Raw genomic sequence first — 18,612 nt, 5'->3', positions numbered from 1 at the left:
GCTGGTCGATCAGCGAGAAGGGCAGCTGGGCTCCGGCGCGGACGGTGCCGGATGGTACCAACCCTGCGCGAGCCACCAGCGCACGTCGGCGACCGTGACATCGGGCGCCCACTGCGGCGAGGGACGATCGCTGTCGGCGAGACATCCAGGCGTTGCCCGGAGCGTCGCGGCGGCTCGAGCCAGCTCACTGCGGGTACTGTCCACTCGGTGCGCGCGAATGGCAAGCGCTTCGACGGTCCCGCCCGCGTTCCAGGCGGCGACGATCAAGACGAGCGTGACGGCCGGGATCAGCGGGGCACGCCGTGTGGCGAGGTCGAAGCAGAGGGCCATGAACGGTGCGATCGCGATGACGACCACGAAGACGTAGCGCGAAGACGAGGCCGTCTCGAGCCCATATTCGGCTCGGGTGAAACCCGTGAGCAACGCGAAGGCGGCAGCAGCGGGAAACAGCAGATACGCGGCGAGACCCCGCCTTCGTGCATCGTGGACCGTGAAGATCCACCAGACCATCAGCGCCACGAACACCAACCCTCCGAGCACTGCGATCGGGAACATCCTCCCGAAACCGTCGTCGAGCATCGAGATGGCGAACCTCGGTGCGCTTTCGAGGGTCTCCGCGCCCCCGGCGACGAGGGAGCCTCCCGTTCCCCGCTCGATCAGGAACCAGGCCGCGTATGCGCCCAGGGGCACGGCGAACACCGCGAGCGTGCGCAGCAGACCGTGCCGCACCCACGCCAGGGCGATCGCACTGCCCACGAACGGGATCGCGACTCCGGAGCTCGCGAGTGACAGCAGAACGAGGATCGCCGCCGACAGTCCGCGCAGCCAGGAGAGCCGTTCGCTGTCGAGGAGGACTACCGCACCGAGCGTTCCCGCGATCGCGCCGACGAAGCCGATCTGCACCGCCCAGGCCAGTGCTTCGGCGCCCGCCCCGAGAAACACCAGCAGCACGGTGAACGCGGTGGCGATCCATGCACGGACGCCTGCGCGCACGGTCAGGCGCCAGACAAAGTGGACGGCGGCCAGCTGCGCCAGGATCGCCGGCAGCGCGAAAGGCAGGTAGTGGTCCATTCCGAAGGTCCGCTGGATCGCCAGGAAGACCAGAGCAGGCACTGTGCTCCAATGCCCGACGTGATGAGCCCAGATCACATTCGCGTTCCGGACCAGGTAATACCAGTCGTCGTAGAAGAACCAGCTGCGCGTGGAGAACACGGAGTACGCGACGAGTCCGACGGCGAGAACGATGAGATGCGCCACGAACGGGCCACCCCGAACCCCTGTGTGACCCGAACGCACAGCTTCATCATAGAGGGGACGGCCTCCTGCCCACGCTTCACGCGCTCGGGCCCCCGCCGCGCCGCCGGACGAGCTACGGCCTCCTAGCTCGCTCTCGGGGTGTCCGGCAACGTAGCGACACATGACCTTCGGCACTGTCCCTCGACCTCGTCGCATGGCAGCGTTCCGTCATGGACATGCGCGAAACAGGAATCGACAGCGGCTGGAGGCCCGTGATCCGGTTCGCGGCGATCTCGGCCATCGTGGTCACAGCGATGATCCCTCTGCAGGCGGCCATCTTCCTGCTCTGGCCTCCACCGACGACGACGCTCGGCTACTTCGCCCTGTTCGCCGACCATCCCCTGCTCGGGCTGCTGGACCTGGACCTCCTCCTCACCATCGACTACCTCCTCATGATTCCGCTCTACATCGCCCTGTTCGCGGTGGTCGAGCGAACTTCCCGGGGGTGGGCGTTGGTCGCCCTCGTCGTCGGTCTGCTGAGCCTCGGTCTGTTCTTCGTCTCCCGGGAGGCGACGTTCTCGATGTGGCAGCTCAGCTCCCAGTACGCCGTCGCCGATCACGCGGCGGATCGAGCAGCGCTGACGGCGTCGGCGCAGACCCTCCTCACGCTGTACACCGGCGGGACGTTCGGCCTGAGCTACCTTCTGGGGGCGGCCAGCACTCTCATCTTCTCCATCGTCATGGTGCGACGCCGCATCTTCGGCAGGCTCCCCGGCGCTGTGGGCATCGCGACGGGGGTGACCATGCTGGTGCCGGCCAACGTCGGCACAGTCGGCGTCGTCGTCGCGATGCTGTCGCTCATCCCCACCGCCTGGTGGCTCATCCTGCTGAGCCGGTCCTTCTTCCGCCTCCTGCGGACGTCCACGACCCACAACCGGCGGCAGCAGATCCTGGGGACGACCACCAGAGTCCCAGGAGATCGGCCACCGCGCGTACAGTCGAGACCGTGACGGAGAAGATCGCCCTGATCACCGGGGCGAACAAGGGAATCGGCTACGAGACCGCGCGGCGCCTGGCAGAGCTCGGCATGACCGTGCTCGTCGGCGCTCGGGACGAGCAACGCGGCCGGAACGCCGAGGCCACCTTGCGCGACGGCGGCGCCGACGCGCGCTTCGTGCAGCTCGACGTGACCGACGCGGAGTCGATCGCACGGGCCGCCGAATGGATCGGCCGCGAGTTCGGCCGCTTGGACGTGCTGGTGAACAACGCCGGCACCGCTACCGTCTCCCGCCGGCGGGCGACCGCCAGCCAGACGTCCCTCGACGACATGCGAGCGGTCTTCGAGGTCAACGTCTTCGGGCTGGTCGCCGTCACCAACGCGATGCTGCCGTTGCTGCGACGGGCCGAGGCCGCCCGGATCGTGAACGTCTCGAGCGAGGTCGGTTCGATCGGCTCGCAGACCGAGCAAGGGAATCCCCTCTTCGCGATGCCCGCCTCCGCGCAATATCCGTCGTCGAAGTCGGCGGTGAACATGCTCACCGCGATGTACGCCAAGGAGCTCAAGGACACCGCCATCAAGGTGAACGCCGCCAATCCCGGCTTCACAGACACCGACTTCAACGACCACGGCGGCATCCGATCGGTCGAGGAGGGAGCCGAGCCGAGCGTGTACCTCGCGACGCTTCACGCTGACGGACCCTCCGGCGCGCTCTGGGGTCACCTGTGGCGCTCCGACCGGGAGGGCGGCTACGGCGTGCTGCCCTGGTAGCGGGCGCTCCGCCTCCCGAACTCACCGGCCGCCCGCGCGCCTCATGCCGTCGCCGCCCCCGGCACTGCGCGATCCAGCCCCCTCCACACCGGGAACACCAGCGGCGCGAACGTGACCACGAGCATCACCGCCCCGGCCGCCACGCACGCCGCCGTGAGTCCCACGGCCTGCGTGAGCAGGCCGCCGGCGAGCGAGCCGAACGGGATGCCGAGGTAGGCGCTCGCCTTCATCGCCCCGAGCACGCGGGTCTGGAGACGGGGCGGGACCCGCTCGAACTGCACGGCGCCGACGATCGGATTGGGCACTCCGCCGAACACGCCGCACACGAAGAACACCAGGGCGACAGGCACGACGGCGTCCGTGCCCGCTACCGCGAAGAACGGCGGGGCGGAGGCCAGCAGGGTGCGCAGCGCGAACGTGATCCAACCTGGCAGCCGCCGGCCTCCCCAGGCCGTGAGGAGGACGCCGAGCAGCATCCCGAGCCCGAACGCTCCCCCGACCAGCCCGAACGCGACGGCATCGTGCACGCGGTCGTGCGCCCACACCGGCAGGAAGACGGCGTTCATCGCCTGATCGAGCAGGTTGGTGACGACGATCAGCACCAGCAGGCTGAGCAGCAGGCGGTCGCCACGAAGGAACCGTGCGCCTTCGCGGAGCTCGGAGAGGTAGGCGCGCAGGCCGAGGCTCGCGCCGGCCACCGGTGCGCCCGCGGCGGGTGGACGAGGAACCGCGGGGACGAACGCCGCCGTGAGGACGGCCGCGACCAGGAAGCTGACGCCGTCCATCAAAACGGTGCCCGCCGGCCCGAGCAGGGCGACCAGTGCTCCGGCAAGGCGGAGCCCGATCAGCAACGCCGCACGGTTCGCGCCGCTGTAGAGGCCGACCGCGCGCTCGTCGCTGAAGTGCGCCAAACGTGCCAGCGGCGGGATCATCGGCGTCGTCGCGGAGTCCGCAGCCCCTCGCGCCGCCCCGGCGAACGCGCCCAGCGCCAGGAGCACGCCGAACGGCAGCGCGCCGAGCTCGCCCCAGGAAGACCAGGAAGAGCGCGGCGGCGGCCGCGAGGTTTCCGAGCAGGAACATGCGCCGCAACCCGAGCCGGTCGACCAGCGGGCCGGCCGTCGCCTGCAGGAGCACGTAGGGAGCCATCTCGACGAACCCGACGACACCGGTCGCGACCGCGCTGCCTGTCGTGACGAGCACGAGCCACGGGATCGCGACGGCGGAAAGCGCCGTGCCGCTGCCGCTCACGAAGTAGGCCGACACGAGGGCGAGCAACGGCCCGCAGCGCCGAACGCCTGCGCTGGTCATCGCGTGACCGCCTGCGTCATTGTTCGGGGAAGAGCTGGAACTGCGCGTGCACGCGTACCGCCTCCGGGTCGCTCGGTGCCGTGTCGGGATCGCGCTGAAACTGCGTCACCAGCTCCCGCACGGCGGTCACGATCACGCGCGCCTGGCCAGGCGTGAGTGTCAGCGGCCAGTCACTGACCGTCCACGGCATCGCGGCGAGCTCGTCGACCTGGCTCGGGAGGGTGTCCACCCAATCGAGGGCGCGCCGATGGGAGGCCTCCACGGTCAGCCGGATGAACTGCGCCGCGTGGTCGACGGTCTCGGCCGTGGCCCGGTCTCCCGGGACCCGGAACGAGAACGATGTCGACCGATGCACGGCCCGCCACCAGCGATCGCGGTCGTCTCCGCGCTCCTCGTCCTCCACGATGAAACCGTGTTGTGCGAGCACGCGCAGGTGGTAGCTCGTCACACCGGGCGACTGCCCGACCCTCCGGCCGAGCTCGGTGGCCGTCGACGGCCCGTCAGCCTGGAGCAACTCGAGCAGCCGGAGCCGCAACGGGTTCACGAGGCCGCGCATCGCCGATGGCGACAGCATCACGTCGCGCGCCGGATCGAACCCGGGGAAACCCCTGCGAAATCCGCAAACAGGAAACACGCCCCAGAATCTCCTCCTATAGCGCGCTACAAGGAGATCGTGGGCGTATCACGCCGAAATCTCCTTGCGAAGCCGATCCCCGGAAGCCCTCAAGGGGAACCTCGACCTCTTGCCGCTCGCCGCGCTCGCCGCCGGGCCAGCGCACGGTTACGAACTCACGGCGAACATCCGAGAACGCAGCGACGGTGAGTTCGTGCTCGCCCAAGGCACCGTCTACCCGGCACTGCACGGGCTCGAGTCCCGCGGACTGATCACGAGCTCGTGGGAGGTCGTCGCCGGCAGGCGACGCCGTGTCTACGAGCTCAGCGGCGCCGGGCGCGAGGCTCGAGATCAGCAGGCCGCCGACTGGCAGCGCTTCGCCAGCGGCATGAATCGAGTGTTGGGAGCATCTGCCATGACCGGTGATCGCATCGACGCCTACCTCGACGACATGCTGCACCGACTCGAGGGCACCCCTGCCGAACGCCGCCGGATGCTCACCGAGGCCGAAACTCACCTGCGCGCCTCCGCTGACGCATACCAGCGCGACGGCATGGACGCCGACGCCGCACAGACTGCCGCGATCGCCGCGATCGGCGATGCCCCGACGATCGCACGCGTCGCCAACCACCGCCGACCCGCCGAGCTGCTGGCCGCATGCTTACGAGCAGCGGCGCAGCTCGCCGTGTACGGCTTCGCCGCGATCGGGCTGGCCACCCTCCTCGCGCGCGCCCTGGCGCTCGTCACATCGACCCAGTGGGTCTACGGCGCACCCGCCGGCTATCGATTCATGGCAGCGCAATGCGCATACTGGCTCGCGGTCCAACCGGGCGCGAGCACGTGCAGCACCGCGGCCGCGTTGGAAAGCTCCGACGATTCCTTCCTCTTCATCCTCGCTGCCGCGATCGTCGGGCTGGTCATCGCCGGCGTCATCCTCGCCGCGATGCGGCTGACGCGGCGACGTCCCCTCGGTGCCTCGGCTCGCCTCCCGGCAACGTGATCACCGCGATCGGAGCGACCGCGTTCCTCGGCGCGGGCCTCGCGCTCCTCGCGGTCGGCGCCGCCCACGGCATCGAACGTGTCGCCTGGGGGCAAGGCGTGCTCTACACCGACGGGGTCGTGGCGCTGATCTTCGGCATCGTCTTCCTCGCCCGGTTCCTCATGACGATCCGCCCGTCTCTACATCCGCAGCATGACACGCACGCTCACCGTCGTCCTCAGCGGCGCGGTCGGAATCGGCATCGGAGCGCTCAGCGGCCGAATCCTGTTCGGCGGGTCTGCCGCGAACCTGATCTTTTGGGCGATTATCGCAATCGCAATCGGCATCATCGCCGCCGACCGGCTCACCGCCCTGCTTGCATCCGGGGTCTACGGCTATCTGCTCTCAGCCGTTTTCCTCTACGTCGCCAACACCAGCAACACACCCCTGACACAACGCATCCTCTTCGCTCTCGCGCTCGCCCTCATCGGCCCGATCTGCTCTGTCGCCCTGACGCTGCTAGCTCGACTCCTCTACCTGCAGGTCCTGCGACGACGGCGCGATCCTCGAACGGCAAGGAGGCAATAGCTCCGCCCAGCTCAACCGAAGACGCACAAGGCTCGTATGGTCTTCGCAAGGAAGATCTCCCGACCAAGCGGCGAAGAACGGTGTCGATCCTGACGGGCGCATGAGGCTGATGAAACAACCGGCCCCGAGCACCCACGCTATGGCGGTCATCGCGTAGCCTCTTTTGCGATCATGGCTCGCGAAGGTCGGTCCCGACCGGCGGGGACCCTTGCTGCTGTTCACCTCGCTTCGGCGGATAGCAGGAAAATCACGTTCACCGAATCGATCTGACAGTTGCGTGGCCGCGAGGTCCCCGGGTTGCCGCTGCCGACGTATTTGGTGCCCGGCGCTTCGACCACAGGTGTCGCCGCCCAAGCCAACGAGGGAGTGACCCGACCCGGTAAGCCTCGGTGTGACAGATCACGTCGAACCTATGACCTGGGCCTGCAGCTGGCCCAGGGTCAAACGATGCCGAAGCGTCAGAAGTCTACTTCGGCGAGCAAGCCTTGGAGCACCGGGATGAGGAGGGGCAGGTCGTCGGTCAGGACCTCCCATACTCGTCGCTGATCCACCTGCGCGTCCGCGTGGACCAGGATGTTTCGCGTCGCGATGATCGCGTGAATGTCCGGGATACGATCTGCTGTCTCGCTATCGGCCTAGCGGAGATTCTTCAGCGCCTCGCCGAGTACTTCGAGTTGCCGTTCGACAGCAGCTTGAAGCACCCAGTCGCCCAAATACGCCTTCTGCTCATGACCCTGTGCAATCGATGCAGCCTTCGTCGCGGCCTCGCGCGCGTCCCAGAGGAACGCCGGCGACTCAGGCAGCATAGACATCTTCGGCACTGTTGAATGCCGACCGTGCAAAGTAGGGATTACGCACCGCACCGGCATCGACCAGATCCACCCCGCGTCCGACAATCCGCTCGAGGTCGTTCTTTAGGTCGAAGTAGTCATGGAAGAGTCCACCGCGGCCGGGCAAAAAGTCGACAAGAAATCGACATCGCTCGTCGCGCGGTCAAACGTGTCCCCAAGCACTGACCCAAAAATGCGAAGTCGCCGGACTCCATGTGCTTCGCACGCGCGGGCGATCGCCTGCATGTCGACTGGAACCGCGGTGATCATGGGAAGAATTATTCCACGTCGACCCAATTCAGCGCGCGGGACTAGGCAGATCGGCGTTGATCAACCGCTTCGCCCGAGTCTTGAGGTCCCTGCCCGTCGATCCACGCCTGCCAGTCCAGCGGGGAGCCCTGAAGGAAGGTGCTTGCCAACCTCCGGGTACATTCGATGAGCAACGTATGCGGATACTGCCTGCCAGCCCCACGCTCCAGCTCCAGTTCGTACACCACTTTGAATCCCACAATTGTGACATCAACGCCGATAGTGACGCTGTCCCCGCTGGGGCCGGAGCTCTGTCACCAGAATCGAGCGGAAGATCTCGTCCAGGGGTGCGGTCACTCCTACCAGATTCGGTTGGTCAGGAGCGCTACTGTCGAATCATGGGCAAGCTCTTCGATGAAATCGACGCCAAGCTGGCCTCGTGGATCGAGGCTCAACCGCTGTGGTTTGTCGCCACCGCCCCGCTCGCAGAGACTGGACACGTCAACGTCTCCCCGCGTGGGCACGACACGCTGTCTGTTCTGAGCCCTCGCCGCGTCGCCTGGGTCGACTACACCGGCAGCGGCGTCGAGACGATCGCGCACCTGCGCGAGAACGGACGCATCTGCCTGATGTTCCTCTCCTTCGACAGTCGCCCTCGGGTCGTCCGTCTCCATGGCGTGGGCTCGGTCCTTCTCCCTGACGATCCTGGCTTCAAGGAGGTCGTTGATCTGCACCCGGACAATCCGAGTACACGTGCTGTCATCTCCGTCGACGTCACCAGAATCAGCGACTCGTGCGGATGGGGTGTCCCGCTCATGGACGTACGCGAGGAGCGCGACCTGATCCGCCTCCAAGCCGAGAAGAAGGGGCCGGCGGGGATGGACGACTATCGGCGGCAGAAGAACTCGCGCAGCATCGACGGCCTCCCCGGCCTCTAGAAGTGTCTGTCAGATGAAGGGTGGACTGGGTCTTGCGTTGGTTGGTTGATGCGGCCGTCGAATACGTTCGCGAGAGCGTTCAGCGCTGGCTTCCGCCTGGTGAATCAGCGTGCCCGACCGCGCCCGGTGGGATCAAGCGACCGGGTCACCAGGTAGAGACCCTTCAACGCGGCGGCATCGTTCGGGTTACGTCAACCGGACAACGGTCGCTACCGTCGTCGACCAGGGCCGCCTGGTGATCGCGTCATAGCGAATGGTCTACCTCGGCGCGAAGCAGACGCGCGAATTCGTGTTCAGCAAGCGCATCCGGACCGAGTGGCCGGGGCCAGGACAGATCGCCATTGCAGTATCGAACCGCAAGGCCGTGACCCTGTTGAACTACCAAGCATACAAGGCCTTCGACCTTCAGATGACCGTTGCGGTCGCCCAAGCCGACTTCACCGGCGCGCGCGCCCAGCTGATCCAGGAACTCGAAGAAGCGGTCGCCCAGGTACGCGCGTCGGAGCCCAAGTTCCAGGACGTCCAGCAATGAATCCTGAGGAATGAACGATGTGGCCATGGGCGTGGGAGCGGTCAGCGCGGGCGCCAACATCAAGGTGCTGCAGAAGATGCTCGGGCACAAGAGCGCCGCGATGACCCTCGACATCTACGCGGACCTCCTCGACGAGGGCCTCGACACGGTCGCCGTGCGGCTCGACGATGCGGCTCGACGAGGCCGCGGCTCGGTTGGCCACAAATCCTTGGAACAGACGATCCGCACAGTGATGTGGATGCTCGACGGCCACGCCCGCCAGATCAGCTACACACCAAGCTGATTTCCACATGATTCCGCACGCGAAGAACCTTCAGTGGTGCGCTAGAGCGTCTCCGATCCACCTTTGGGCGCTGCTCTCGGCTCAGTCACGCCACCGAGATTGAATAGTTCGTGCGCGAGCACGTTCATTCGGCCTTCCCTCTCGAAACCCAACCCCGTCTCGGTGAAGAGGGCGATGTGCGTCTCACCCGCCGAGTACGGGGCGATCACGACCCACCGCGGAGGCGTCTTCTTCGTCACTTCGACGTCGACGTTTTCGAACGGAATCGCGACAAGAGGATGGGACGGAGAGTCCGGGTTCCAGAGCGACAGCGCCGTGTCACTGAACTGCAGGACAGTCGTGGTGAAATCGACCGAATCTGGTCCGCTGTCTCCGGGGCCGACGAACCGCACGTTTCCGACCAGGAAGTGGTCCCCAGGAAACTCCCTCGAGAGCTGAGAGGCCACTTGCCGCACGAAACCCAAACGCCTCGAGTAAAGGATCTGGGTCACGATGATCAACCCGAGCAGAGCGACGAAGAAGGGTATATATCCTGACGGGTGCATGAGGTTGAGAAAACAACCGGCTCCGAGCACCCACGCTATGGCAGTCATCGCGTAGCGCCGTTCGCGATCGTGGGTCGCGAAGCTTGGTCTCAACTGGCCAGGACCCATCCTGCTCCTCACCTCGCTTCACTGCGCTGGCGGATAGCCGGAGCGCGTGCGCCGAATCTAGCAGCACAGCCCAGGTCAGCTACACATTGAATCGAGGCGCCAGCTCGAAATCAGAGAAATGGCGAGTAAGAGGTCGCGCCGGTAGGTCATGGTTGTCGGTTGGGTCTGGTGTTCCAGCGGTAGCGGGTCCAGGCTTCGCGGATGAGGCTGCGGGTGGTGATGATCGCGGCGGCGAGGGCGATGAACGCGTCGATCACGCGGGTGCGGACCTCGGTGCAGATCTGGAGTTTCCGGAATCCGCGGTTGTGCCAGGAGTTCGTTCTCTCCACGACCCACCGAGCGCCGGCTTGTAGCGGTTCGCCCTTCTTGCTGATGACGTAGTCGCACCCGAGGACGTCGAGTAGGTCGCGGGTTTTGGTGTTGTCGTAGCCTGCGTCCAGGTGCACCGTGATTCGCTCGGGAAGGTTGAAGCCGAACCGGCTCAGTTTCTCCAGGGTCGGACCAAGCAGCGGGGAGTCTGGACGGTTCGCGCCGGCGACAACGCATCCGAGTGGGATCCCTCGCCCATCGACCAGGAGGGAGCGTTTCGTGCCCTGTTTCCCACGGTCTACCGGGGAACGGCCGGCAGCTTCGCCACCGCAGGGGGCTTTCACGATGCACCCGTCCACGGACAAGTCACCCAGTTGCAGTCCGATCATCTTGTCGTAGGAGTCCAGACAGATCTGCTCCAGCATGGTGAAGATCCCCGCGACGATCCATTCATCCCGCCGTCGACGGATCGTGGTCGCCGAGCAGGCGCTGTCGGCGATCTTTGCGTACGCGGCGCCGAGCACGAGCACCTGCACCAGCTTGTCGAACACGACCCGGTCCGGAACACGTGGCCGGTGACACCCAAGCGGATGCTCATCCACCACAGGCGGGATGAGCGCTTCGAACTGGTGCCAGATCGGGTCAATGATCGAAGATGGAACAGCGGGCACGAGGCGTCCTGGAAACCAACGAGTTATTCACACAACCGTGGTTAACAGGCCTCGTGCCCACCTCAACGCAACGCCACACCATCACCTACCGGCGCGACCTCTAAGTAGCGGATCTCGCGAGCAGAGTCACACCGGAACGCGAAAAGCCCGGTCAGATTTGGCATCTGACCGGGCTTTTCTGTGGTGCGCCCCCAGGGACTTGAACCCTGAACCCATTGATTAAGAGTCAATTGCTCTGCCGATTGAGCTAGAGGCGCATTCGATTCGGTTTCCCGAACCGAGGCTCAACATTAGCATCCGGGTCGGCCGCTTCGCCAATCGAACCACGTCGAATATGAAGCTCGGGCGTGTCCGGCGGGCGGCCCGCTAGGCTCCTGCCGTGACCGACGCACGCGACACCGACCGGCCCCTCTCCTCCGACCTGGCGCTCGCCCTGCGGCTCGCCGACCTCGCCGACGGGATCTCGTCTACGCATTTCCGCGAGCGCGGCCTCCACATCGATACGAAGCCCGACCGCACGTTCGTCACGGAGGCCGACCTCGCGGTGGAGCGGGCGATCCGGGAGGCGCTCGCCTCCGAGCGGCCCGGCGACGGCATTCTCGGCGAGGAGTACGGGACGGAGGGCGACAGCAGGCGGCAGTGGATCGTCGACCCGATCGACGGCACGTCCAACTATCTGCGTGGCGTGCCGGTGTGGGGCACCCTCATCGCTCTGGCTATCGACGGCAAGCCCGTGGTCGGGGTCGTCAGCTCCCCCGCTCTCGGCAAGCGCTGGTGGGCGGCGACCGGCGACGGAGCCTGGACGACCGACGCGCCTGGCGCCCAGCCGCGCCCCATCCGAGTCTCTGCTGTCGCCGACCTCGAGCACGCCTCGATCAGTTTCCAGAGCATCGCCCAGTGGGATCAGGCCGGATACCTCGACCGGCTCGTCGCTCTGACCCGCCGGGTGTGGCGCGATCGCGCCTACGGGGACATGTGGTCGTACATGCTCCTGGCCGAGGGCCTCCTCGACGCGGTGGGCGAGTTCGACGTGAAGACCTATGACCTCGCCGCGCTCATCCCGATCGTCGAGGAGGCCGGGGGCACGTTCACCTCGGCGACCGGAGCGCCCGGCCCGGGCAACGGATCGTCGCTCGCCTCCAACGGGCTGCTCCACGCCGCCCTCCTGGAGGCGCTCGCCTAAAGGCTCGCGAGCACTTCGTCGAGCTGCTCGTACCCCTCGGTGACGCCTTTCGCCTGACCCGACGCGACCATGCCGTCGCGGGCATCCACGGTCGGGTACACGGCGTGGATGTGGAGGCTGCTGCGTCCGCCCTCCAGCGGCTCGAAGCGGATCGACTCCACGCTCACGACGTCTGGGAAGCCTTCGAACTCGAAGGTCTGGATGGCGAACTCGTTGTCGCGGACGACATGGAAGACCCCGTTGAAGGCGTAGGACTCGCCTCCGACGGTGTGCACGTACCGGTAGCGGCCTCCCGTCGTGAAGTCGAACTGCTCCAGGTCCATCTCGTAACCCCGCGGTCCGAGCCAGCGCTTGAACAGCTCGGGCTCCTTGTGCGCGCGGAACACCAGCTCGACGGGATAGTCGAACTCGCGCTCGATGTCGATGAAGGGGAGGCCCTCCGGTGCGGTGATGGTGACGTCGTTGCTCATTGATCTCACTCCTTGCTCGCGTTCTGATGGGTGGTCGTCTCGGTGTCAGCGAGTTCGCCGAGCACCGTGTCGAGGGTGCGGAATCGCTGCTCGTGGATCAACCGGTAGCGGTCGATCCAGGAGGTCAGCTCTTCGAGCGCGCCGGCGCGCAGGTGCACCGGCCGGCGCTGCGCATCACGGCTGCGCGTGACGAGCCCGGCCTCCTCCAGCACGTGGATGTGGCGGGACACCGCCTGGGTCGTGATCGCGAACGGCTCTGCGAGCTCGTTCACGGTCGCCGGCCCCGTGCTGAGCCGCGCGATGATCGCCCGACGGACGGAGTCCGAGAGTGCCTGGAACGCTCGGTCGAGTCCCCGCTCCTGCACCTCGAGGTCCGCATTATCCAAGACAGTATCCAACAATTCCATTTATCAACACTTGTGTTGAACATAGTACGCCGCCCGTCGCCCGGACGCAAGAGGCCCGACTCCCCTAGGCTCGACATCGTGAGCACTCCCACAGACGCGCCCGCCACGACCACGACAGCCACCAGCGCCACCACCGAACCTCTGGTCCACATCGCCGGCTTCCGGATGGACTTCGGACACACGACCGTGATCCGCGACCTCTCCTTCGACATCGCCCGAGGCGAGACGTTCGGCTTCCTCGGCAGCAACGGCTCGGGCAAGACCACGACCATCCGCGCGCTGCTCGGCATCTACCAGCCGACTGCCGGCGTCCTCCACATCGACGGCAAAGACTTCTCCCCCGAGGCCGGGGAGCGCCTCGGCTACCTTCCTGAGGAGCGCGGCCTCTACAAGAAGGAGCCCGTCATCGACGTCATGGTCTACTTCGGCCGGCTCAAGGGCCTCGGCGCCGAGCAGGCCCGGCGCTGGTCGCGCGGCTACCTGGAGCGGGTCGGCATCGGCGAAAAAGAGAAGGTGCGCCTCGACAAGCTCTCCGGCGGCCAGCAGCAGAAGGTGCAGCTCGGGGTCACGATCATGAACCAGCCCGAGCTGCTCATCCTCGACGAGCCGACCAAGGGCTTCGACCCGGTCAACCGCCGGCTGCTGATGGACATCATCGACGACCAGAAGCGCGCGGGCTCCACCGTCATGATGGTGACCCACCAGATGGAGGAAGTCGAGCGCCTCTGCGACCGCGTGATCCTCCTGAAGGACGGCGCCTCGCGCGCCTACGGCACCGTCGCGGAGGTGCAGGAGCAGTTCGGCGGCACCGTCGTGCACATCGACCACGACGGCCTCGTCCCGCCCTCCCCCGCCTACCGCATCGCGAAGGACGAGGCCGGCCGCGCCGAGCTGGAGGTCGCGAACGATGCCGACACGGCCGCGATCCTGCGCACGCTTTTGGAGGCCGGCCTCCACGTCACGCGCTTCGCCCCCACCCGCAAATCCCTCGACGACATCTTCGTCGAGGTCTACGGCGCCGAGAGCCGCGAGGAGGACTGACCATGGCCCGCCACAACCTCGCCACCGTCATCGGGTTCGAGTTCACGCGAACGATCAAGAAGCGCAGCTTCTGGGCGGTGACGCTCATCCTTCCCATCCTCGTGTTCGGGCTGGGCGCGCTCCTCATCTCGGCGAACGTCACCAGCGCCAACACAGCCGACCAGCAGAAGAACGCGCGCTTCGACTTCCTCTACGTCGACGCGTCCGGACTGGTCGACCCGGCGATCGCCCACAGCTACGGCGGCAAAGAGATCGCGAGCAGTTCCGAGGGCGTCGAGGAGGTGCAGAACGGAGGCACGCCCGCGTTCTTCGACTACCCCGCCGACCCCGCCCAGCAGACGATCAAGGTCTACGGAGCCGACTCCGGCGTCTTCCAGAACAGCAAGTACTCCGCCGTCGCGCAGTCGCTGCTCTCGACGAGCGTCGAGGAGAAGCTGAACAGCCCGGTCGACGTCGCCATCCTCCGCGGCGAGACGAACACGTCGACGACCACGTTCAAGAACGGCGCGGTCGCTCCCGGCTTCGAGGCCATCCTGCCCGCTCTCCTCTTCCTGGCGGCGTTCTTCATCGTCATCGTGTTCCTGGGCAACCAGATGCTGAACTCGACGCTGGAGGAGAAGGAGAACCGCGTCACGGAGATGATCCTGACGACGATCAATCCGACCAATCTCCTGGTCGGCAAGGTGGTGTCGCTGTTCGCCGTGGGGCTCATCCAGATCGCGGCCTTCGCGGTGCCCGTGGTAATCGGATACGTGTTCTTCCGCGACCAGCTCGCCATCCCGAGTCTCGACCTCAGCAGTCTCGTCTTCGACCCGCAGAAGATGATCATCGGCGCGCTCATCACGATCGGCGGCTTCGCACTGTTCACCGGCACGCTGGTGGCCGTCGGCGCCGTGATGCCGACCGCCAAGGACGCCGCCCCGTTCTTCTCGGTCGTGATCTTCGCCGTGGTGATCCCGATCTACGCGTCGAGCTACGCCATCAGCACGCCCGACGCGCCGATCGTGCAGATCCTGGCGTACTTCCCCTATACCGCGCCGGTCACCGCACTCATCCTGAACGCCTTCGGCTCGTTGCCCCTCTGGCAGGCGATCATCATCATCGTCGAGCTGTTCGCGCTGTCGTACGTGGTGCTGCGGCTGGCCGTGCGGCTGTTCCGCTACGGCTCGATCGAGTACTCGAGCAAGGTCAAGATCCGGGACGTCCTCGGGCGCCGGTCGGGGCCGGGACGCACCGCGGTCCGCTGATGCGCGCCGTCGTCGTCCCGCAGCCCGGTGAGGCGGAGGTCCTGACGCTCGCCGAGGTTCCCGATCCGCAACCGGCACCGGGCGAGCTGCGCATCCGGGTGATCGCGGCGGGACTCAACGGCGCCGACCTGAGCCAGCGCCGCGGCTACTACCCGTCGCCGCCGGGCGCGCCCGAGTGGCCGGGGCTCGAGGTCTCCGGGGTCGTCGACGCCGTCGGCGACGGCGTCGAGCCCGGACGCTGGAACGAGGGAGACGTCGTCTGCGCTCTGCTTCCCGGCGGAGGCTACGCCGAGCTCGTCACGGTCGACGCCGGGCTCGTGCTGCCCGTTCCGGCGGGCGTCGACGCGGTGGAGGCCGCCGGCCTCCCCGAGGTGGCGGCCACGGTCTGGTCGAACGTGTTCGACGTGGGCGCACTCACTCCCGGCGAGACCATCCTCGTCCACGGCGGGTCGAGCGGGATCGGCTCGATGGCGATCCAGCTGGCCCGCGCCCTCGGGTCGCACGCGATCGCGACGGCCGGCAACCCCGAGAAGGCCGAGTTCTGCCGTTCGCTCGGCGCCGAGGCCGCCGTCGACTATCGCACGGACGACTTCGTCGCGGCGGTCCTGGCGTTCACAGAGGGCCGCGGCGCCGACGTCGTCCTCGACATCGTGGGTGGCGGCTACATCGCGCGCGACCTGGAGGCGCTCGCGACCGGCGGTCGGATCATGTCGATCGCCGTCCGCGACCGCACCCCGGCCTCCGTCGACCTGGGGCTGCTCATGCGCAAGCGAGCCCGCCTCCAGGGCACGACCCTGCGGGCGCGTCCGCTCGCCGAACGGGTCGCGATCATCGCGGCTGTGCGCGAGCACGTCTGGCCGCTTCTGGAGGCCGGCGACGTGCGCCCGGTCATCGACTCGGTGTTCCCGCTCGCGGACGCGCCCCAGGCGCATCGGCGGATGGAGTCGTCCGCGCATCTCGGGAAGATCCTGCTGCGCGTCTCCTGACGAGGAGGTCCGCCACGGTCGCGACCGCCGCGCCGAGGGCGTAGGCGATCAGGTCGGTCGCCTGGAAGGTGGACCCCAGCACGAGCTCGACACCGGGGATCGCCGCCGACAGCCGGGCAGGCACGCCGGTGAGTTGCAGCAGCTCGACCCCGACGCACACCGTCAGCGCGATGCCTCCCACCACCGCGCTGTGTGCTCGCGGCGTCACGATGGCGACGAGCACGAACAGCAGCACCGCGTAGAGCGCATCGCCCGCGAACGCGCCGGCCCAGCCCTCGGCCAGCTCGTGCACGGTGAGACCGGCCGCGACGACAGCGACCGCGACGAGAAGGAGCACGACACGACGGCGGGCGAGGGATGTCATCCGGCGATGCTACCGGCCCTCCGCCTGCCGACACGTCCTGCCGGTGTCGGATCGCACCTCCATCGGTGGGAGGATCGACGTCATGACCGCGCTGCCGTCCGACGACGCCCTGCTCGCTCTGCCGAAGGCCGAGCTCCACCTCCACATCGAAGGCACGCTGGAACCCGATCTCGCGTTCGAGCTTGCGGGGCGGAACGGCGTGGCCCTCCCGTACGCGTTCGTGGAGGAGCTCGCCGCTCAGTATGAGTTCGCCGACCTCCAGTCCTTCCTCGACCTGTATTACGCCACGATGGCGGTACTGCGCACGGAGGACGACTTCGCCGAGCTGACCCGGCGCTACCTCCGCACCGCCGCCGCCGAGGGCATGCGCCACGTCGAGCTGTTCTTCGACCCGCAGGCGCACGTGAGCCGCGGGGTGCCGCTCGAGGCCCTCATTGACGGCATCAGCGGTGCGCTGGCGGAGGCCGAGCGCGATCTCGACATCTCCAGCGGGCTCATCCTGTGCTTCCTGCGCGACCAGCCGGTCGAGTCGGCCGACGCGGTGCTCAGCGCCGCGCTCACCCGGCCCGAGCGACTGCTCGGCGTCGGGCTCGACTCCGCGGAGGTCGGCTATCCGCCCGAGCTCTTCGCCGGGGTCTTCGCACGGGCGAAGGAAGCCGGGCTGCATGCTGTCGCCCACGCCGGCGAGGAGGGGCCTCCCGCCTACATCCGCCAGGCGCTCGACCTTCTCGGCGTCGAGCGGATCGACCACGGCATCCGCGCCGCGGAGGATGCGGAACTGATGGCACGGCTCGCCGCCGAGGGCGTTCCGCTCACCGTGTGCCCGCTGTCGAACGTGCGCCTGCGCACGGTTCCCGACCTGGCCGACCACCCGCTGCTGACGCTCGACGCCGCCGGGGTGCGGGTGACCATCAACTCCGACGACCCCGCCTACTTCGGCGGCTATGTCGGCCGCAACTACCTCGCCATCCGGGATGCGCTCGGCGTCGACGCCGAACGGGCCGAGCGGTTCGCCCGCACGTCGATCGACGCGTCCTTCGCGTCGGACGCCCGCAAGGCTGCACTGCAGGAAGAGGTGGACGCGTGGCGGGGCTGAGCACCGGCCCGGCTCCGTCGGGATCGATCGCTCGGCCGGACGGCCGTCGGGTGCGCTACTTCGACACCGGCGGGAGCGGCGACGCCCCCGTGCTGGTCTGGCATCACGGAACGCCGCAGACCGGCGCCATCATCGAGCCGGTGGCCTCCGAGGCCGCTGCCAGGGGCCTCCGAGTCGTGTCCTGCGCGCGACCCGGTTACCCGGGCTCCGACGCATCGCCCGGCCGCAGCGTCGCCGATGCCGCTGCCGACGTGCTCGCCGTGCTCGACGAGCTCGGCATCGACCGGTTCGCCACGATGGGCGCCTCCGGCGGCGGTCCGCACGCACTCGCCTGTGCTGCGCTCGCGCCGCGACGGGCCACCGCTGTCGCCACCTTCGCGGGCATCGCGCCGTACTGGGGCGACGTCGATTGGTTCGCCGGCATGGCCGATCCCGGAGGGCTCCGCTCCGCGCTCGCCGGCCGGCGGGCGCGACTCGCGCACGCAGAGACGGCGGAATTCGAGCCCGAATCGTTCACCTCCCGCGACTATGAGGTCCTTAAAGGCGCCTGGGCCGCTCTTGGCACCGACGCCGGCGCCGGTTCGGCCTCCGGCCCGGAGGGCGAAGCAGACGACGACGTGGCATTCGTCTCGCCCTGGGGAGTCGAACTCGCTGCGGTGACGTCGCCGGTCCTCCTCGTGCAGGGCGGCAGAGACCGCGTCATCCCGGCGACGCATGCCGGCTGGATGCTCGAGCGGATCCGCCGCGGTGAGCTGTGGCTGCGGCCACGCGAAGGCCACGTCTCGGTGCTCACGGCGCTGGGCGTCGCGCTGGACTGGGGGGTGGCGACGGGAAACGTGTCGCCACCGCTGACTCTGTGAG

Annotated in this window: 21 protein-coding genes, 1 tRNA gene and 2 pseudogenes; 13 read left to right on the top strand and 11 right to left on the bottom strand. The window is 67.6% G+C overall.

The features are described 5' to 3' along the window. Positions 1-9: 9 nt before the first annotated feature. Complete coding sequence (locus ACPPVW_RS13850) at positions 10-1,257, bottom strand: hypothetical protein (RefSeq protein WP_426623684.1); 1,248 nt, start codon at positions 1,255-1,257, stop codon at positions 10-12. Positions 1,258-1,466: 209 nt separating this feature from the next. On the opposite strand from ACPPVW_RS13850, the gene ACPPVW_RS13845 reads away from it, so the two are divergent. Then, on the top strand, positions 1,467-2,246 hold the full coding sequence (locus ACPPVW_RS13845; protein ID WP_426623683.1) for a DUF4386 family protein: 780 nt from the start codon (positions 1,467-1,469) through the stop codon (positions 2,244-2,246). Next, positions 2,243-3,004 (top strand): SDR family oxidoreductase, encoded by a 762-nt coding sequence (locus tag ACPPVW_RS13840; protein ID WP_426623682.1) that lies wholly within the window; start codon positions 2,243-2,245, stop codon positions 3,002-3,004. Before ACPPVW_RS13845 ends, ACPPVW_RS13840 begins: the two co-directional genes overlap by 4 nt. A gap of 41 nt (positions 3,005-3,045) precedes the next feature. On the opposite strand, the gene ACPPVW_RS13835 is transcribed toward ACPPVW_RS13840, so the two are convergent. After that, positions 3,046-4,002 carry an MFS transporter gene (locus ACPPVW_RS13835; RefSeq protein ID WP_426623681.1) on the bottom strand — a complete coding sequence of 319 codons (957 nt, stop codon included), beginning with the start codon at positions 4,000-4,002 and terminating at the stop codon, positions 3,046-3,048. Positions 4,003-4,328: 326 nt separating this feature from the next. Further along, complete coding sequence (locus ACPPVW_RS13830; protein ID WP_426626306.1) at positions 4,329-4,886, bottom strand: winged helix-turn-helix domain-containing protein; 558 nt, start codon at positions 4,884-4,886, stop codon at positions 4,329-4,331. 124 nt (positions 4,887-5,010) lie between these two features. On the opposite strand from ACPPVW_RS13830, the gene ACPPVW_RS13825 reads away from it, so the two are divergent. After that, positions 5,011-5,925 (top strand): PadR family transcriptional regulator, encoded by a 915-nt coding sequence (locus tag ACPPVW_RS13825; protein ID WP_426623680.1) that lies wholly within the window; start codon positions 5,011-5,013, stop codon positions 5,923-5,925. 192 nt (positions 5,926-6,117) lie between these two features. Further along, complete coding sequence (locus ACPPVW_RS13820) at positions 6,118-6,492, top strand: hypothetical protein (RefSeq protein WP_426623679.1); 375 nt, start codon at positions 6,118-6,120, stop codon at positions 6,490-6,492. 458 nt (positions 6,493-6,950) lie between these two features. Here ACPPVW_RS13820 and ACPPVW_RS13815 read toward each other — a convergent pair. Beyond that, a pseudogene (locus ACPPVW_RS13815) lies at positions 6,951-7,298 on the bottom strand (HepT-like ribonuclease domain-containing protein). A 671-nt stretch (positions 7,299-7,969) separates the two neighbouring features. Between ACPPVW_RS13815 and ACPPVW_RS13810 the strand changes: the two are divergent. After that, positions 7,970-8,509, top strand: a complete 540-nt coding sequence (locus ACPPVW_RS13810; RefSeq protein ID WP_426623678.1) for a pyridoxamine 5'-phosphate oxidase family protein — start codon at positions 7,970-7,972, stop codon at positions 8,507-8,509. Here ACPPVW_RS13810 and ACPPVW_RS13805 read toward each other — a convergent pair. Further along, a pseudogene (locus tag ACPPVW_RS13805) lies at positions 8,506-8,694 on the bottom strand (hypothetical protein); the annotation flags it as partial. The gene ACPPVW_RS13810 and the pseudogene ACPPVW_RS13805 sit on opposite strands and share 4 nt — an antisense overlap. Before the next feature lie 68 nt (positions 8,695-8,762). Between ACPPVW_RS13805 and ACPPVW_RS13800 the strand changes: the two are divergent. Continuing rightward, complete coding sequence (locus tag ACPPVW_RS13800) at positions 8,763-9,041, top strand: hypothetical protein (RefSeq protein WP_426623677.1); 279 nt, start codon at positions 8,763-8,765, stop codon at positions 9,039-9,041. 10 nt (positions 9,042-9,051) lie between these two features. Beyond that, positions 9,052-9,324, top strand: coding sequence for a hypothetical protein (locus tag ACPPVW_RS13795; RefSeq protein ID WP_426623676.1), 273 nt, complete (start codon positions 9,052-9,054; stop codon positions 9,322-9,324). Between the two features lie 41 nt (positions 9,325-9,365). On the opposite strand, the gene ACPPVW_RS13790 is transcribed toward ACPPVW_RS13795, so the two are convergent. The 3 genes from ACPPVW_RS13790 to ACPPVW_RS13780 form a co-directional block, all read right to left on the bottom strand. Next, entirely contained in the window at positions 9,366-9,917 is a 552-nt protein-coding gene (locus ACPPVW_RS13790) for a hypothetical protein (protein WP_426623675.1), read from the bottom strand. Between the two features lie 206 nt (positions 9,918-10,123). After that, positions 10,124-10,957 (bottom strand): IS5 family transposase, encoded by an 834-nt coding sequence (locus ACPPVW_RS13785; RefSeq protein ID WP_426623674.1) that lies wholly within the window; start codon positions 10,955-10,957, stop codon positions 10,124-10,126. A 181-nt stretch (positions 10,958-11,138) separates the two neighbouring features. Next, a tRNA-Lys gene (locus ACPPVW_RS13780) sits at positions 11,139-11,214 on the bottom strand. 122 nt (positions 11,215-11,336) lie between these two features. Between ACPPVW_RS13780 and ACPPVW_RS13775 the strand changes: the two genes are divergently transcribed. Beyond that, positions 11,337-12,140, top strand: a complete 804-nt coding sequence (locus tag ACPPVW_RS13775) for an inositol monophosphatase family protein (protein WP_426623673.1) — start codon at positions 11,337-11,339, stop codon at positions 12,138-12,140. Here ACPPVW_RS13775 and ACPPVW_RS13770 read toward each other — a convergent pair. Continuing rightward, the gene (locus ACPPVW_RS13770) at positions 12,137-12,610 is read right to left on the bottom strand and encodes an SRPBCC family protein (protein WP_426623672.1); all 474 of its coding nucleotides are present in this window, start codon (positions 12,608-12,610) and stop codon (positions 12,137-12,139) included. The genes ACPPVW_RS13775 and ACPPVW_RS13770 overlap by 4 nt on opposite strands. Before the next feature lie 5 nt (positions 12,611-12,615). Beyond that, a complete protein-coding gene (locus ACPPVW_RS13765) occupies positions 12,616-12,975 on the bottom strand; it encodes an ArsR/SmtB family transcription factor (RefSeq protein WP_426626305.1) in 360 nt (119 codons plus the stop codon). Between the two features lie 207 nt (positions 12,976-13,182). Here ACPPVW_RS13765 and ACPPVW_RS13760 point away from each other — a divergent pair, with 207 nt between their 5' ends. Genes ACPPVW_RS13760 through ACPPVW_RS13750 form a run of 3 tightly spaced genes read left to right on the top strand, consistent with a single transcriptional unit; the run spans position 13,183 to position 16,291 of the window. Next, a complete protein-coding gene (locus ACPPVW_RS13760; RefSeq protein ID WP_426626304.1) occupies positions 13,183-14,058 on the top strand; it encodes an ABC transporter ATP-binding protein in 876 nt (291 codons plus the stop codon). 2 nt (positions 14,059-14,060) lie between these two features. Beyond that, complete coding sequence (locus ACPPVW_RS13755; protein ID WP_426623671.1) at positions 14,061-15,305, top strand: ABC transporter permease; 1,245 nt, start codon at positions 14,061-14,063, stop codon at positions 15,303-15,305. Further along, positions 15,305-16,291, top strand: a complete 987-nt coding sequence (locus ACPPVW_RS13750) for an NAD(P)H-quinone oxidoreductase (protein ID WP_426623670.1) — start codon at positions 15,305-15,307, stop codon at positions 16,289-16,291. The genes ACPPVW_RS13755 and ACPPVW_RS13750 overlap by 1 nt, the downstream gene beginning before the upstream one ends. On the opposite strand, the gene ACPPVW_RS13745 is transcribed toward ACPPVW_RS13750, so the two are convergent. Continuing rightward, positions 16,194-16,655 carry a DUF2809 domain-containing protein gene (locus tag ACPPVW_RS13745; RefSeq protein ID WP_426623669.1) on the bottom strand — a complete coding sequence of 154 codons (462 nt, stop codon included), beginning with the start codon at positions 16,653-16,655 and terminating at the stop codon, positions 16,194-16,196. The two genes, ACPPVW_RS13750 and ACPPVW_RS13745, sit on opposite strands and share 98 nt — an antisense overlap. An 82-nt stretch (positions 16,656-16,737) precedes the next feature. Between ACPPVW_RS13745 and ACPPVW_RS13740 the strand changes: the two genes are divergently transcribed. Further along, a complete protein-coding gene (locus tag ACPPVW_RS13740; RefSeq protein ID WP_426623668.1) occupies positions 16,738-17,751 on the top strand; it encodes an adenosine deaminase in 1,014 nt (337 codons plus the stop codon). Beyond that, a complete protein-coding gene (locus tag ACPPVW_RS13735) occupies positions 17,739-18,611 on the top strand; it encodes an alpha/beta fold hydrolase (RefSeq protein WP_426623667.1) in 873 nt (290 codons plus the stop codon). Before ACPPVW_RS13740 ends, ACPPVW_RS13735 begins: the two co-directional genes overlap by 13 nt. Position 18,612: the final 1 nt, after the last annotated feature.

This window comes from Leifsonia sp. McL0607, from assembly GCF_049993355.1.
Taxonomy (GTDB): Bacteria; Actinomycetota; Actinomycetes; order Actinomycetales; family Microbacteriaceae; genus Leifsonia.
Note: the sequence above shows the minus strand (reverse complement) of the source record. Positions and strands in the feature narration are given on the sequence as shown.

What these genes read in the sequence shown, in the direction of transcription:
- ACPPVW_RS13845 (WP_426623683.1), top strand. Translation starts at nt 1,467, where the DNA reads ATGGACATGCGCGAAACAGGAATCGACAGCGGCTGGAGGCCCGTGATC.
- ACPPVW_RS13830 (WP_426626306.1), bottom strand. Translation starts at nt 4,886, where the DNA reads ATGCTGTCGCCATCGGCGATGCGCGGCCTCGTGAACCCGTTGCGGCTC.
- ACPPVW_RS13820 (WP_426623679.1), top strand. Translation starts at nt 6,118, where the DNA reads ATGACACGCACGCTCACCGTCGTCCTCAGCGGCGCGGTCGGAATCGGC.
- ACPPVW_RS13810 (WP_426623678.1), top strand. Translation starts at nt 7,970, where the DNA reads ATGGGCAAGCTCTTCGATGAAATCGACGCCAAGCTGGCCTCGTGGATC.
- ACPPVW_RS13800 (WP_426623677.1), top strand. Translation starts at nt 8,763, where the DNA reads ATGGTCTACCTCGGCGCGAAGCAGACGCGCGAATTCGTGTTCAGCAAG.
- ACPPVW_RS13795 (WP_426623676.1), top strand. Translation starts at nt 9,052, where the DNA reads ATGAACGATGTGGCCATGGGCGTGGGAGCGGTCAGCGCGGGCGCCAAC.
- ACPPVW_RS13790 (WP_426623675.1), bottom strand. Translation starts at nt 9,917, where the DNA reads ATGACTGCCATAGCGTGGGTGCTCGGAGCCGGTTGTTTTCTCAACCTC.
- ACPPVW_RS13770 (WP_426623672.1), bottom strand. Translation starts at nt 12,610, where the DNA reads ATGAGCAACGACGTCACCATCACCGCACCGGAGGGCCTCCCCTTCATC.
- ACPPVW_RS13760 (WP_426626304.1), top strand. Translation starts at nt 13,183, where the DNA reads ATGGACTTCGGACACACGACCGTGATCCGCGACCTCTCCTTCGACATC.
- ACPPVW_RS13755 (WP_426623671.1), top strand. Translation starts at nt 14,061, where the DNA reads ATGGCCCGCCACAACCTCGCCACCGTCATCGGGTTCGAGTTCACGCGA.
- ACPPVW_RS13750 (WP_426623670.1), top strand. Translation starts at nt 15,305, where the DNA reads ATGCGCGCCGTCGTCGTCCCGCAGCCCGGTGAGGCGGAGGTCCTGACG.
- ACPPVW_RS13745 (WP_426623669.1), bottom strand. Translation starts at nt 16,655, where the DNA reads ATGACATCCCTCGCCCGCCGTCGTGTCGTGCTCCTTCTCGTCGCGGTC.
- ACPPVW_RS13740 (WP_426623668.1), top strand. Translation starts at nt 16,738, where the DNA reads ATGACCGCGCTGCCGTCCGACGACGCCCTGCTCGCTCTGCCGAAGGCC.